Below are 14,003 nucleotides of genomic sequence, written 5' to 3' on the forward strand. Positions count from 1 at the left end.
TGTCATTCCGCCGCCGGGAAAAGCCTCCTTTGGCCGTCGACTGAAGCTGAACGGCCGGAATGTCCGCAAGCACGATTGCCAGGATAGTCTCCGGCAACGTCTGCTATTGGGCAACAGTAGAGATCACCTCAACGGCCGACATTGGGCGCTAAGCCGACATCTCTGATGGGTGTCGCAAACGTCCGCATTGGGTCATCTGCGTAGATTCGGCCGAGGCCGAACGAACGAGCTACCGCTAGGGGGGGCGGAACCGGTATTCCGTTCAGGGACCAAGCGTTAGATTTCACCACTGGCGAACGCTTCAACTGGCTCCAGCGCAGATTAGAAAGTGACGCGGCCGAGCACGCGCAGGCCGTCGCCTTGCGGCTCGACGATCACGGCTTCGCCTTCGCGCGGCGAGATGCCGGTGAGCGCCATGATGTTCTCCAGATGGGTGACCATGACCACATTGTCGGAGCCGGAATAGGCGCTGATCTCGTTCATGATCGCCTCGAGCTGGGCGGCTTTCTCGCTCGCGTCGGTCTTCAGCAGGTCAAGCGGAGCGAAGGGTTCGGGCTCTTCTCTGAAAGCGGTGCGAGCCGTGTCGAGGGCGCGGCAATAGCGGCTGGACAGCACGCGCTCGACCGGCGCCGCGCGGGCGTCGAAAAGCGCGCCGATCTTGCGTGCCTGCTGCTTGCCGCGCACCGAGAGATTGACCTGGGTGGCGCATTTCTCGATGTCGAAATTCGCCGGATCGGTAGTGCCGGTGACCATGGCATGGCGAAGCAGCACGACATGTCCGCCGTCGCGCAACAGCGCCCAGCCGGCTTCGGTCGCGTGGGCCGCGGCGGGAATGACGAGCAGCAATAGAGCCAGCACAGATCGAAGCATCAGGCGTCCTTTTCCGGTCACCGGAAGTGGCTTCCGGTGACCGCATATAGGGACGGCAAAGCCGGCTGAAAAACAAGGCATCACCTATCCCGGCTGTTTGCGAGAACGGACCGCTTTGCAAGGCGGGGCGGTTGCGCTCAAATCCCGGCTCGCCTATCAGGGGAAAAATGTCCCCACTCATCGAAACCGTCCTTTTTGTCTTCGGCCTTGTCGCGCTCGGCTATCTGGCCGGGCTCACCGGCTATCTGAAGGCCGAGGCGGGTGGGCCCATCGCCGAATTCGCCGTCGGGGTGGCGATGCCGCTGCTACTGTTCCGCACCATGGTCAACGCCGATTTCCATGGCACCGCGCCCTGGTTGTTCTGGGGAGCCTATTTTACGGCTGCCGCAGTGACGTGGGCCGCAGGCCACCTGGTCATCACCCGGGTGTTCGGGCGCGACGCGCGTGCCGGGGTCGTCGGCGGCGTGTCGTCGGCTTTTTCCAACCTCGTCCTGCTCGGCATCCCGTTCTTCCTCGGCACATTCGGGCCAAGTGGATTCGAAGTGCTGTCGCTGCTGATTTCCGTGCATCTGCCGACGATGATCATGGCATCGATCATCCTGTTTGAGATCTTTGGCCGCGGTGACGAGCATGTGCATCCGCTGCGCATCATCCGGCGCTTCTTTCGAAAGTTGCTCTCCAATCCGCTGATCATCGGCATCCTGGCCGGATGGGTGTGGCGTATCACCGGCCTGCCATTGCCGGCGCTGGCCGTCCGGCTGGTCGACGCGCTGGCCAATATCGCCGGACCGGTCGCGCTGTTTGCCATGGGGCTGGGCCTGTGCCGTTTCGGCATCTCCGGCAATGTGCGGCCGGCGCTGGCGCTGTCGGCGCTGAAGCTGATGCTGATGCCGGCCGTCGCGCTCGGCCTGGTCTGGCTGCTTGGCCTGCCGCCGCTGTCGGCGAAAGTCGCGGTCGTGGCCGCCGCGCTGCCATCCGGGGTGAATTCCTTCCTGATTGCGACGCAGTTCAACACCGGCCAGGCGTTGGCATCGAACCAGATGACCATCGCCACCGCCTGCGCGGTCGTCACCACGGCCTTTTGGCTGACGGTGGTGGTCCACGTGTTTGGATAGGTATGATCGATATTGATGCCTGCGAAGGGCGGTTTCCTGGTGCTTCCGGTACTCATATACCCAAACGTTACGCTCCGTTCCGGTTCTCGGGAGCCACCGGTCCCGGTCGTTTCCTCACACACCCTCAAGCAACAACGGGAGCGCAAATCGGCCTCGCCTTGTGCTGGCCCAAACCCTATATGCCATCTTGCGATTGATTGCGGGGCTTGCCCTAGGTAAAGAGCAGTGGCTCCAGGCGTGCCGGCATCGATGCCAGTGCGCACGCCCGTCAAGGAAATCCAGATAGCGGCCCGTCAGCGCGCCGAACGGAGGCTAGACCATGCTTCAGAAAACCAGCCATTTCATGCGCCAGGCCAATCTCATCAACGGCGAGTGGGTGCAGGCCGACAGCGGCCAGACGGTCGACGTCAACAATCCGGCCACCGGCCTCAAGATCGGCACCGTGCCGAAGTCGGGCAAGGTCGAGACGCGCCGCGCCATCGAAGCTGCCGACGCCGCCTTCCAGACATGGCGCAAGACCACCGCGCTCGAGCGCTCGAAGCTGTTGCGCAAGCTGCATGACGCCATGATGGACAACCAGGATGTGCTGGCCGAGCTGCTGACCATCGAGCAGGGCAAGTCGCTGTTCGAATCGAAGGGTGAGATCGGTTCGGCGGCCTCGTACATATTGTGGTTCGCCGAAGAAGGCCGCCGCACCTATGGCGATGTCGTGCCGTCGCCTTGGGCGGACCGCCGCATCCTGGTGACCAAGGAGCCGGTCGGCGTCATCGCCGCCATCACGCCGTGGAATTTCCCGTCCTCGATGCTGGCCCGCAAGCTCGGTCCAGCACTTGCCGCCGGCTGCACGGCGGTGGTCAAACCGGCGTCGCAGACGCCTTATTCCGGCCTCGCCTGGGGCGCGCTCGCCGAGGAGGTCGGCTTCCCCAAAGGCGTCATCAACATCCTGACCGGCGCTGCCGGCGAGATCGGCGACGAGATCTGCGCCAACCCTCTGGTCAAGAAGATCACCTTCACCGGCTCGACCGAGGTCGGCAAGATCCTGATCCAGAAGTCGTCCGTCACCGTCAAGAAGGTGTCGATGGAACTTGGTGGCAACGCGCCATTCCTGGTCTTCGACGACGCCGATATCGAGCGCGCCGTCGCCGGCGCGATCACCGCCAAATACCGCAATTCCGGCCAGACCTGCGTCTGCACCAATCGCTTCCTGGTCCAGGCTGGTGTCTACGACAAGTTCGTCGAAAAGCTCGCCGCCGCCAGCGACGGGCTGAAGGTCGGTTCCGGCCTCGATGACGGCGTGCAGCAGGGGCCGCTGATCGACGAGAAGGCAGTCGAGAAGGTCGAGGAACTGATCGCCGACGCCACCGCCAAGGGCGGCAAGGTCGTCGCTGGCGGCAAGCGCCATGCGCTCGGCGGTTCGTTCTTCCAGCCGACGGTGATCGCCGACGCCACGCCGAAGATGCGCTTCATGAAGGAAGAGATCTTTGGCCCGGTAGCACCCGTGTTCAAGTTCGAAACCGAAGAGGAGGCGATCGCACTCGCCAACGACACCGAGTTCGGCCTCGCCTGCTATTTCTACACCGGCGATCTCGGCCGCGCCTTCCGGGTCATGGAAGGGCTGAAATACGGCATGGTCGGCGTCAATGAAGGGCTGATCACCACGCCCGAGGCGCCGTTCGGCGGCGTCAAGGAATCGGGCCTCGGCAAGGAAGGCGGACATCAGGGCATCGAGGATTATCTCGACACCAAATATGTCTGCATCGGCGGCCTCGGCCTCTGATCGGGCAGGGCCTGTCGAACGTCAACAGACCAAGCCGGCCCACGCGGCGAGCCGGGATCGATCAACCAACTGGCGTTTCGGGCATGGCGATGAAGGACGGCGAGGTTTTCGGTACGACGCAGGCGGGCGAGGCCATCCGCCGCTTCAGCATCCGCGGCGGCGGCCTCACCGCCAACATCATCGGGCTGGGCGCCATCATCCAGGATCTGCGGCTGGCCGGGCACGATGCGCCGCTTGTGCTCGGCTATAGCAGTTTCAAGCCCTATGAAACGGATACGGCCTTCTTGGGCGCCGTCGTCGGACGCTATGCCAACCGTATCCGCGATGGCCGCTTCACCATCGCCGGCCAGCGCTACCAGACCGAGCGCAACTTCCTCGACAAGCACACGCTGCATGGCGGCTCGCAAGGTTTTTCGCACCGGCCATGGGAGGTTTCGCTGCATGGCAGGGATTTTGTCACCCTGACGCTGCATGATCCCGACGGCACGATGGGCTTTCCCGGCGCGCTCGACGTGACCTGCACCTACAGGCTGAAGATCCCCGGCACGCTCAGCGTCGAGCTGACCGCCACCTGCGAGGAGCCGACGCTGTGCAACCTTACCCAGCATTCCTATTTCAACCTGGATGACGGCGGCGCCGGCGATGTCCTCGATCACCGGCTGATGCTGAACGCCGGCGCCTATCTTCCGGTCGATGGCGACCTGATCCCGACCGGCGTCGTGAAGCCGGTCGACGGCACGCCGTTCGACTTCCGTCAGGCGCGGCCGCTGCGCATGGAGGGTGAGGGCAAGCAGCTCCCCTACGACCAGAATTTCTGCCTTGCCTCGACGCGCGGCCCGCTCAAGCTGGCGTCATGGGCGCAAGGCGCGAATTCGGGCGTCGAGATGGAGCTGTGGACCACGGAACCGGGCGTCCAGCTCTATACCGGCCAGTATCTGGCGCCAGCTTCGCCGGGGCTCGGGGCGGTTCAATACAAGGCTTATTCGGGCTTCTGCCTGGAGCCGCAGGTCTGGCCGGATGCGCCGAACCGGCCGTATTTCCCGCAGGCCACGCTATGGCCGGGCCAGATCTACCATCATGTGACGGAATACCGGTTCAGGCTGCCTGGCGCCTGACGCCCGGAGGTACCGGCCTTTGCTGCGCTGGCCTTCGGTCCGGAAAGGATCATGCGCAAAGTTCAAAGAGCGTCCTTTGCGCTTCCATTGGACGCGCGACGCTCTCGGATCGGAACCCAATCCACGCTCGCGGAAAAGGACTGTCGGCGCTGACGGGATTGGCGTAAGCTACTGCCTTTGGGGTGCATCCATGCACCGTATCATCACCGTAGCTATTGTCGCGCTCGCGGCCGCGGCGCTTAGCTGTCCTGCGCGGGCGGAGGTGCTGATCGGGGTCGCAGGCCCGATGACCGGAAAGCTCGAATGGACTGGCACGCAATTGAAGCGCGGCGCAGAGGTGGCTGTGGCCGATATCAATGCGGCGGGCGGCGTCCTCGGCGAGCCGGTGCGGCTCATCACGGTCGACGACTTCTGCGATCCCAAGCAAGCGGTGGCTGCTGCCCAAAAGCTGGTGGCTGACGGTGTAGTGTTCGTCGTCGGGCACTACTGCTCTGGAGCCTCGATTCCGGCATCGGAGGTGTACGAGGCGGCGGGAATTCTGCAGATTTCGCCGTCCTCGACCAATCCGATATTGACCGAGCAAGGCCGCGCCAACGTTTTCCGCGTCTGCAGTCGCGACGATGCGCAGGGCTTCGAGGCGGGCAACTACTTGGCCGATCATTGGAGCGACAAGAAGATCGCGATCCTTCACGACAATACGACCTATGGGAAGGGTCTCGCCGATGAGACAAGAAAGCAGTTGAACAAGCGGGGCGTGACCGAATCAATCTATGAAGGCTACACTCCCGGGAAAGACGACTACTCGGCCGAGATCAGCACGTTACAGGGGGCGGATATCGCCGTGCTGTACATGGGCGGGTATCATACCGAGGCTGCGCTTATGGTCCGCGCGGCGCGCGACCGGGGCTACCCGGTTCAGCTGATCTCGGGCGATGATACGGCGACCGAGGCATTCGGGCTAATTGCCGGCCCTGCCGCCGAGGGCACGCTCTTCACCTTTGTCCCCGACCCGCGTCGAAATGCCGAAGCGGCCAAAGTCGTCGAACGATTCCGAGCCGAGAACTTCGAACCCGATTCCTGGACGCTGCACAGTTACGGCGCCGCCCAGACCTGGGCGCAGGCGGTCGAGAAGGCAGGCTCACTAGAACTCCAAGCCGTGATTGCATCACTGCGCGGCAATCAATTTGACACTGTGTTGGGCCGTATGGACTTTGATAATAAGGGCGACCTCACTGTTCAGAGTTGGGTATGGTATGTCTGGAAGGGTGGCGAATACGTGCCGTTGGAGTAATGGACCACCGATCCGGCGAATCGCCTTGAGCCAATCTGTGCAGACCCTATCGGCCGCGCCAGCTGAATCAATGCGTCGCCGCGATGCTTAAGCGTCTCGGCATACGCGGCCGTCTGTTGCTCGCTTTTTTCGGTATCAGCACCTTCGCGGTGCTCGCGACAACAGCCGCTCTTTATGCCTTCCTCGAGGTGGGGGAGGTCGTCGACCACATCACCGAGGAGCGTGTGCCGTCGGCGCTCGCGTCCCTCCAGCTGTCGCGCCAGGCCGAGCGGGTCGCCGCCACTGCGCCCGCCGCACTTGCTTCGACCAGCAAGGCTCAGCATAACGAGGTCTCGACTGCGATCGCGGCAGAGATGACGCGCCTCGAGGAACTGCTTGCCGCTCTCAAAGGCGCCAAGCCTAGCACGGCGGTAGTGGCTGAGATCGAGGCTGCGGTGCTTGGTCTGCGGCGCAATCTCAACGCCCTCGACGACCTTGTCGCCGCCCGCCTCACCGTGGTGGCGCGCAAAGAGGAACTGTTACGTCGCCTGTCGGCTACGACAAATGCAAGCCAGCGCCTTGTGGCGCCCGGCATGCTCGTGATGAATTCCAAACTCCAGCAATGGCGGGCGGTCACGGCCGACACGCCGCTCGCGTCCGATCGAGGCGCGGAGGCGACGGCCGACCTGGTCCAGTCGATAGCGGCCTACATCCCGCAGCAGAAGGCGCAGCAGGAGATCTCGGCGGTCAATGACGCGCTGGTCAACACGGCGGACGCGCCGACGCCAGGCGATCTGGCGTTGATCCTGTTTCCGCTGCGCCGGTCACTCGCCGTTCTGGACACGATTTCCAACGAGATCGACGATAGGCTGCGGACCCGTTTCCAGCAGCGGGTCAACGAGTTCAAGGCACTGATCGACGGCGGAAACAGCATCCCGAAGGCGCGGCAGGACGAGTTCGCCGTCCTGGCGCAGGGCGAAGAGCTTCTGGCCGAAAACAATCAGCTGTCGCGCAGTCTTACCGCTGCCGTCGATCGCCTGGTCGCCGCGGCAGACCGCGAGATCACCGCATCTGGTCTCGAAGCCGCGGTCGTCCAGCGCTACGGGACCGGAGTTGTCCTTGGCTCCGCCTTTCTCAGCCTCTTGAGTTCCGTTCTTGTTGTTTGGCTCTATGTCGACCGCAGCCTCCTCGCCCGCCTGGGAGGGGTGAGCCAAAGCATGCTCGCAATCGCCGGCGGCAATCTTCGTGCGCCATTGCCTGCCGCGGGCCACGACGAAATCGGCCGCATGGCCGAGGCGCTCAGGCTCTTCCGGGACACTGCAGTCGAGGTCGAGGAAAAGAACCTGCGCGAGGTCGCCGAAGCGCGCCAGCGGCTCATCGATGCCATCGAGAGCATCTCCGAGGGATTCGCTCTCTACGACCGCCAGGACCGGCTCATCCTTAGCAATAGCCGCTACCGCGAACTGCTCTACAGCGACCTTGCGATCGAACTGACGCCCGGTACGACATTCGAGCACATCATCCGCCGATCCGCTGAGCGCGGCTACATCAGGGATGCCGAGGGACGATTCGAGGAATGGGTCGCCGAGCGGCTCTCCCGGCACCGCAACCCCGGCGAACCGTGGGAGCAGCTGCGAGGCGACGGAAGATGGATCATGATAAGCGAGCGGCGGATCACCGGCGGCGGCACAGTCGCGGTCTACTCGGACATCACCGAGCTGAAGCTACGGGAGGAGAACCTCGCCGAGAAATCCGCGGCTCTCGAGGCGCTTTCCAGCAAGCTGGCGAAATACCTGGCGCCCCAGGTGTACAACTCGATATTCACCGGCCGTCAGGAGGTCAGGATCGCCAGCCAGCGGAAGAAGTTGACAATATGCTTCTCGGATATCGCCGGCTTTACCGAGACCACTGACAAAATGCAGTCCGAGGTTCTCACCCAGCTCCTAAATCACTATCTGACGGAAATGTCGAAAATTGCTTCGGATCATGGCGCGACGATCGACAAGTATGTCGGCGACGCGATTCTGATGTTTTTCGGCGATCCGGAAACTCGCGGCGTCAAGGAGGACGCGCTCGCCGGCGTGCAGATGGCGCTCGCCATGCAGAAGCGGATGAGCGAACTTGCCGAAGTCTGGCGCGACATTGGAATTGAAACACCACTGCGCTGCCGCATCGGCATCCACACCGACTACTGCACTGTCGGCAACTTCGGCAGCGAGGACCGGATGGACTACACGATAATCGGCGGCGCCGTGAATCTCGCCTCACGTCTTGAGCAGGAGGCGCAGCCAGGGACCGTGCTCATTTCTTATGAGACGTTTGCGCAAGTGAAGGACACGATTGACTGCGACGAGCTGGGGCGCATCCACGTCAAAGGGATCGCCTATCCGGTCGCCACTTATCGCGTCATCGATGCGAAGGCCAATCTTGTCGCTGCCCGTCGCGCCGTTCGAACCGAACTGCCGCATCTCAGACTGGAAGCCGAGCCCGAGCTGATGTCTGCTGACGAGCGTGACCAAGCCGCAACTGCGCTTCGAGACGTGCTCGATCGACTTTGTCACAAGCCCGGGTAGGAGGGATCGCCGGCATCGGCTCTGTGGACAAGTCCCCATTCTGAAACACGCAGGACGGCAAAGCCGTCGATCTCTACACGCTCATCAACGACAGAGGCGCGTCCATCAAGTTCATCGCCTATGGCGGTATAATCACGGCGATCAATGTGCCCGACCGCTGGGGCAAGCTCGACAACGTCGTGCTCGGCTTCAAGGAACTCGCCGACTACGAATCCTTGACCCCCTATTTCGGCGCCTTGATCGGGCGCTACGCCAATCGCAGACCGGTGCGCGGAATGAACTGCGACGAGTTTGGAGACAATGTAGCGGTTTTGATGGCCGGAGGTCCGCTCATGGCAGCGCGATACAGACGTTCCTGTTTCTGATATCCATTGAGGCTGTGAAAAGTGCCCGTGCAATGACGTGGTTGGTGTGTGTTGATACTTCCTGCGCTTGATCAGCTCTGTTAGGCGTCGGAGGGATTTTATCGGAGCGCAACGGCATGCCGACGGCCTTCTTTATCACTCATCCGGAAGTTTCCGTTGATCCCGCCACGCCAGTTCCAGCTTGGCGGCTTTCGGACCGCGGTGTCACCCGGATGAGGGCTTTCGCGGGCTGTGCGGTGCTGTCCGGCCTGACGTCCATCTGGTCGAGTTCCGAGGCCAAGGCTATTGAAGCGGCTGGCCTGCTGGCGGCGGGATTTGGTTTGCCCGTCCAAGTGGATGAGCACCTTGGCGAGAACGACCGCTCCGCGACCGGTTTCCTTCCACCCGTCGATTTCGAACGAGTTGCTGACGCCTTCTTCGCCAATCCACATGAGAGCGTTTGCGGATGGGAGCGCGCGCTCGATGCCCAGGATCGCGTCGCGCGGGCCGTGTTTCGCATTCTTGCGACCCATCACGACGGCGACATTGCTTTCGTCTCGCATGGCGGCGTTGGCACGCTGCTGCTTTGCAAGCTGCTGAATGCGCCGGTTTCGCGCAGTCGGGATCAACCGTTCCAAGGTCATTTCTTCGCTTTCTGCTTGCCAGGTTGCAAGATCATCCACGAATGGCAGCCTATCGCCGAGCGTTAACCTCAACTTTTCCCTGCAGAATTGGGCCTTGAGTACAAAGAGCCGGGGAACGAATGGAAGCAGAAACAATGACGGAATTGACTGCGTGAATGGTGACGATAACGATCGGATGCTGTTTGCGACTGCGCTGGCGCGGCGTGGCGGCGAACTCGGCCTGCAATATTTCCGACAACTGGAGACACTCACAATCGAGAGCAAGGGTCATCAGGACCTGGTCTCCGAGGCCGACCGGAATGTCGAGACGTTCATCCGCCGGGAGCTTGCGGCGCAATATCCTGAAGACGGTGTTGTCGGAGAGGAACACGCCGCACTCGCCGGCGGATCGGGTTACACATGGGTGATAGATCCAATCGACGGCACTGCCAACTTTCTGCGCGGCATCCCGGCCTGGACCGTCGTCATCGCCTGCGTCAAGGAGGGTGTGGCGGTCGTGGGCGTTATCCATGAACCCTCTACCGGCGAGACATTTTATGGACGCCGCGGCGGTGGCGCTTTCCTCAACGGCCGGCCCATCAAGACAAGCCCGACGACGAGCCTGACGCAAGGCTCGGTCGGAACCGGCTTCTCCAATCGTCGTGAAGCGCGCACCGTCGCCAAGCTGATCCATCTCCTGCTTCAGGAGGGCGGCGTGTTTTTCCGCAATGCATCCGGTGCGCTTATGCTTGCCTACGTCGCCTCGGGCAGGCTGCTCGCCTATGTCGAGGAGCATATGAATGCTTGGGACTGCCTCGCCGGCATGCTTCTGGTCGAAGAGGCCGGCGGGTCGGTCGTCACGCCCGACCCGAAAACGGTTCTCGAGGAAGGAACACTGGTCATCGCGGGCGGCAAGGGCGTGTTCGACAAGGTCCACGCGCTCTGCAAAGAGGCGTTCAGTCTGTGATCAGCACGGGTCCGCGTTCGGGAAAGCCGATGCTCACCGGCTGCCCCGCTCGAAACCCGGTATCGACATCCGGCGAGACCACGAAGACTTCGCCGAATTGCGTGGCAATTACGAACTCGAGGTGGCTGCCGACATAGGTCACTTTTTCAAGCGTCCCGGGCAAGGCGCCAGGCGCATTCGGCTCGCCAATCTCGAGGCGGCTCGGTCGCGCCGCCAGCATGGCCGGCCCCAGTTTGCGGCCGCGAGCCGGCAGCTTCAGGACGGCAGGTCCCAGATGCACGGTGGCGCTGTCGCCCTCGACCGACACGACCTCGCATTGGAACATGTTGGCTTCGCCGATGAAGTCGGCCACGAAAGCATTCGCGGGCTGCTCGTAGAGGTCGCGTGGCGTGCCGTCTTGGGCAATCACCGCATTGTTCATGACAATGATGCGATCGGAGACGGCGAGCGCTTCCTCCTGGTCGTGGGTGACATAGACGACCGTCAGGCCGAGTTTCTGCTGAATCTCGCGGATTTCCTCGCGCACGCGCCGGCGGAGCTTCGCATCCAGGTTCGACAAAGGCTCATCGAAGAGCAGCACCTGCGGCTCCAGGACCAGCGCCCGCGCCACCGCGACACGCTGTTGCTGTCCGCCCGAAAGCTGGCTCGGCAGGCGGTCGCCGAAATTAGAGAGGCCGACCAGTTCAAGCCCGGCTCTGGCCCTCTCGGCCGTCTCCTTCCTGCCGAATCCGGAAAAGCCCAGGCCGTATTCGACGTTCTGGGTCACGGTCATGTGCGGGAAAAGCGCGTAGGATTGAAACACCATGGAGACATCACGATCAGTGGCCGGCAGCCGGGTGACGTCGGCGCCCCCGATCAGGATCTGGCCGCTCGTTACCATTTCCAGTCCGGCTATCATGCGCAAGGTGGTCGTCTTGCCGCAGCCCGACGGTCCAAGGAGGGTGACCAGCTTCCCGGCCTCGATGAACAGCGAGATGTCGTTGACGGCGGGCGCCTTGCTCTTGCCGTAGATCTTGGTGACATTCCTGAATTCGACTGAGGCGGCATTGCCGCGAATTTCGGCCATCATCCGCCTCCCGAGATCGCCGGCTGTGGACGCGCCACGACCGCCTGGCTGACATTGGTGCGCGACTGCGCCAGATCGCCGTCGAGACCGCGCCGGCCGATCATGCGGCTGCCAACGGCAAGCTGCATCAGACCGATCACCGCCAGCATGACGCCGATAAGGACGGCGGAATAAGCGATGGCGACGCCATATTCGTTATTCTCGACGCGGCCGACGATATAGCTGGTCGACATGTCATACTGGGCGCTGACCAAGAAGATGATGGCGCTGATGGCGGTCATGGCGCGAACGAAGGAATAGACCAGCGCGGCAAGGATGGCCGGCCGCAGCAGCGGCAGCACCACTTTGCGGAAGGTCTGCCAGGAGTTGGCTCCCAGAGTGAGGGACGACTCGTCGAGGCTGCGGTCGATCTGCGACATCGACGCGACACCGGCGCGGACCCCAACCGGCATGTTGCGGAAGATGAAGGAGAGCACCAGGATAATGCCCGTGCCGGTGAGCTCGATCGGCGGCACATTGAACGCAATCACGTAGGAGACGCCGATCACGGTGCCGGGAATGGCGAAGGACAGCATCGTCGCGAATTCGAAGGTGTCCTTGCCGGCAAAGTCCTGGCGAACCAGCAAATAGGCGGTCAAAAGCCCGATGGCCGCGGTCAGCGGCGCGGAGATCATCGCTATTTCCATGGTCGTCCAGAAAGAACTCCAGGCCGAGCCGCGCCAGTGGATGCCGAACTCGTTCCAGCCGATGGAGAACGCCGTCACGTAGTGTTCAAAAGTCAGAGAGAAATCGACGCCCCACAGCTTGACGAAGCTGCCGTAGAAGATCGTCACGTAAATCAGCAAGGTAAACAGCGTCCAGACGGCGGCGACCGCGAAGACGACGTTGCGCAATTTTGCCGGCAGATGCGAGTGAACGCCGGCGTCGCCTTTGCCGGAGACGGTCGTGTAAGACTTCTTCCCAAGCCAGAATCGCTGGGCGTAGAATGCCCCGAGCGTGAAGAACAGGAGCACGAGGGCGAGGATCGCCGCCTGCGCCTGGTCGTATTGCGCGCCGACGATGGCGAAGAAGATCTCGGTGGACAGCACATCGAAATTGCCGCCGAGCACCAGCGGATTGCCGAAATCAGCCATGCTCTCGATAAAGCCGAGCAGAAAGGCATTGGCCAGACCCGGTCGCATCAACGGCAGGGAGACGGTGATGAATGTCTGCCAGCGATTGGCGCGCAGGGTCTGCGCGGCCTCCTCCATGGATGGGCTGACACCCTCGACCACACCGATCATCACCAGAAAAGCGATCGGCGTGAAAGCGAGCACCTGGGCGATCAGCAGGCCAGGCAAGCCGTAGACCCATCGCGTCGGTTGGACGCCGATCAGCTCGGCGAAACCCAGATTGATGGCGCCCGAGAGGCCGAACAGAAGGATGATGGCGAGGCCGATGACGAAGGGTGGTGTGATGATCGGCAGCACGGTCAGCGCGCGCAACAGCGCGCCGTAACGAAAGCCGGTACGGGTCACCACCAGGGCAAAGACAAGGCCGAGCGCGGTGGTCGTCACGCCGACGAGCACGGCGAGAAGGAGCGAATTCCAGGCGACGCCGCAGCGCGGGCCACCGGTGAGGCAGCCGAGGCTCCAGAGCCGGTCGCTGGAGAGTTTCGCGAGAAAGACGGGAAGCGAATAGTCGCCCTCCTGTGTGAGCAGCGCGCTCCCCAGCATTTGACCGATCGGCATGAAGATAAAGATGGCGACCATGGAGACGACGAAGCCGATCGAGCCGACGACGAATTCGTCGCCGGCCACCGCGCTGCGCGCCGCAAGCCCCAGGGTGAACAGGAACAGGAACGCGCCGCTTACCAGCAGTGCTCCCCAGCCCATGCCAAACTGGCGGTCGTCAAGCTCGCCAAAGAGCAAGGTCAGCCATTGCCACTGGAAGCCGCGCAGACCAATGCCGAAACCTTGAAGCAGGAAGTAGGCGACGCCGGTCGCGCCGACGGCGATCAGCAAATAGCCAAAGAAAGGATCGGACTTCCGGCGCCCCCATAGCAGGAGCGGCGCGACAAGCAGCGGGCCGAGGGGGGCGAGCCAGAGTTTCTCGCCTTGCAGCACAAGGAAAAGCGCCGGCGCGACGTCATCGTTAAGCGGATAGCCGTCCAACAGCCAGGACAAGGTGAAGAGGTTGCTTTCCAGCCCATACCAAGGCAGCAGCGCATAGCCGACCAAGCCGACCGCCGTCCACAGGACGACGGTCGGGTGAAGCGCGCTCGTGGCAGTGCGGACGCGCATG

The 14,003-nt window shown here is 62.6% G+C and carries 10 protein-coding genes and 1 pseudogene; 8 read left to right on the forward strand and 3 right to left on the reverse strand.

Annotated elements, in window-relative coordinates:
* Positions 1–321: 321 nt before the first annotated feature.
* A complete protein-coding gene (locus AC0L3D_RS29770) occupies positions 322–870 on the reverse strand; it encodes a histidine phosphatase family protein (protein WP_023802971.1) in 549 nt (182 codons plus the stop codon).
* A 167-nt stretch (positions 871–1,037) separates the two neighbouring features.
* Here AC0L3D_RS29770 and AC0L3D_RS29775 point away from each other — a divergent pair, with 167 nt between their 5' ends.
* From AC0L3D_RS29775 to AC0L3D_RS29810, 8 genes and pseudogenes are all read left to right on the forward strand, one after another.
* The gene (locus AC0L3D_RS29775; RefSeq protein ID WP_473646714.1) at positions 1,038–1,985 is read left to right on the forward strand and encodes an AEC family transporter; all 948 of its coding nucleotides are present in this window, start codon (positions 1,038–1,040) and stop codon (positions 1,983–1,985) included.
* Between the two features lie 319 nt (positions 1,986–2,304).
* Positions 2,305–3,762, forward strand: coding sequence for an NAD-dependent succinate-semialdehyde dehydrogenase (locus AC0L3D_RS29780; RefSeq protein WP_128246872.1), 1,458 nt, complete (start codon positions 2,305–2,307; stop codon positions 3,760–3,762).
* Positions 3,763–3,845: 83 nt separating this feature from the next.
* Complete coding sequence (locus AC0L3D_RS29785) at positions 3,846–4,877, forward strand: aldose epimerase family protein (protein WP_287229183.1); 1,032 nt, start codon at positions 3,846–3,848, stop codon at positions 4,875–4,877.
* A gap of 190 nt (positions 4,878–5,067) precedes the next feature.
* Positions 5,068–6,168, forward strand: a complete 1,101-nt coding sequence (locus AC0L3D_RS29790; RefSeq protein ID WP_287229185.1) for a branched-chain amino acid ABC transporter substrate-binding protein — start codon at positions 5,068–5,070, stop codon at positions 6,166–6,168.
* 83 nt (positions 6,169–6,251) lie between these two features.
* A complete protein-coding gene (locus tag AC0L3D_RS29795) occupies positions 6,252–8,720 on the forward strand; it encodes an adenylate/guanylate cyclase domain-containing protein (protein WP_473646715.1) in 2,469 nt (822 codons plus the stop codon).
* A gap of 80 nt (positions 8,721–8,800) precedes the next feature.
* Positions 8,801–9,085 (forward strand): annotated as a pseudogene (locus AC0L3D_RS29800) (aldose epimerase family protein); the annotation flags it as partial.
* A gap of 116 nt (positions 9,086–9,201) precedes the next feature.
* The gene (locus tag AC0L3D_RS29805; RefSeq protein WP_091598202.1) at positions 9,202–9,774 is read left to right on the forward strand and encodes a histidine phosphatase family protein; all 573 of its coding nucleotides are present in this window, start codon (positions 9,202–9,204) and stop codon (positions 9,772–9,774) included.
* Between the two features lie 109 nt (positions 9,775–9,883).
* On the forward strand, positions 9,884–10,654 hold the full coding sequence (locus AC0L3D_RS29810) for an inositol monophosphatase family protein (protein ID WP_473630089.1): 771 nt from the start codon (positions 9,884–9,886) through the stop codon (positions 10,652–10,654).
* Here AC0L3D_RS29810 and AC0L3D_RS29815 read toward each other — a convergent pair.
* Both AC0L3D_RS29815 and AC0L3D_RS29820 read right to left on the reverse strand, forming a co-directional pair.
* The gene (locus AC0L3D_RS29815) at positions 10,644–11,720 is read right to left on the reverse strand and encodes an ABC transporter ATP-binding protein (protein WP_473630070.1); all 1,077 of its coding nucleotides are present in this window, start codon (positions 11,718–11,720) and stop codon (positions 10,644–10,646) included. The two genes, AC0L3D_RS29810 and AC0L3D_RS29815, sit on opposite strands and share 11 nt — an antisense overlap.
* Positions 11,720–14,002: an ABC transporter permease gene (locus tag AC0L3D_RS29820; RefSeq protein ID WP_473630071.1), complete on the reverse strand. Its 2,283-nt coding sequence runs from the start codon at positions 14,000–14,002 to the stop codon at positions 11,720–11,722. Before AC0L3D_RS29820 ends, AC0L3D_RS29815 begins: the two co-directional genes overlap by 1 nt.
* Position 14,003: the final 1 nt, after the last annotated feature.

Source organism: Mesorhizobium sp. WSM4837 (assembly GCF_055811435.1).

Excerpts from the sequence above, each read along its gene's own strand:
- AC0L3D_RS29770 (WP_023802971.1), bottom strand. The coding sequence starts at position 870 with ATGCTTCGATCTGTGCTGGCTCTATTGCTGCTCGTCATTCCCGCCGCG.
- AC0L3D_RS29775 (WP_473646714.1), top strand. The coding sequence starts at position 1,038 with ATGTCCCCACTCATCGAAACCGTCCTTTTTGTCTTCGGCCTTGTCGCG.
- AC0L3D_RS29780 (WP_128246872.1), top strand. The coding sequence starts at position 2,305 with ATGCTTCAGAAAACCAGCCATTTCATGCGCCAGGCCAATCTCATCAAC.
- AC0L3D_RS29785 (WP_287229183.1), top strand. The coding sequence starts at position 3,846 with ATGGCGATGAAGGACGGCGAGGTTTTCGGTACGACGCAGGCGGGCGAG.
- AC0L3D_RS29790 (WP_287229185.1), top strand. The coding sequence starts at position 5,068 with ATGCACCGTATCATCACCGTAGCTATTGTCGCGCTCGCGGCCGCGGCG.
- AC0L3D_RS29795 (WP_473646715.1), top strand. The coding sequence starts at position 6,252 with ATGCTTAAGCGTCTCGGCATACGCGGCCGTCTGTTGCTCGCTTTTTTC.
- AC0L3D_RS29805 (WP_091598202.1), top strand. The coding sequence starts at position 9,202 with ATGCCGACGGCCTTCTTTATCACTCATCCGGAAGTTTCCGTTGATCCC.
- AC0L3D_RS29810 (WP_473630089.1), top strand. The coding sequence starts at position 9,884 with ATGCTGTTTGCGACTGCGCTGGCGCGGCGTGGCGGCGAACTCGGCCTG.
- AC0L3D_RS29815 (WP_473630070.1), bottom strand. The coding sequence starts at position 11,720 with ATGGCCGAAATTCGCGGCAATGCCGCCTCAGTCGAATTCAGGAATGTC.
- AC0L3D_RS29820 (WP_473630071.1), bottom strand. The coding sequence starts at position 14,002 with ATGCGCGTCCGCACTGCCACGAGCGCGCTTCACCCGACCGTCGTCCTG.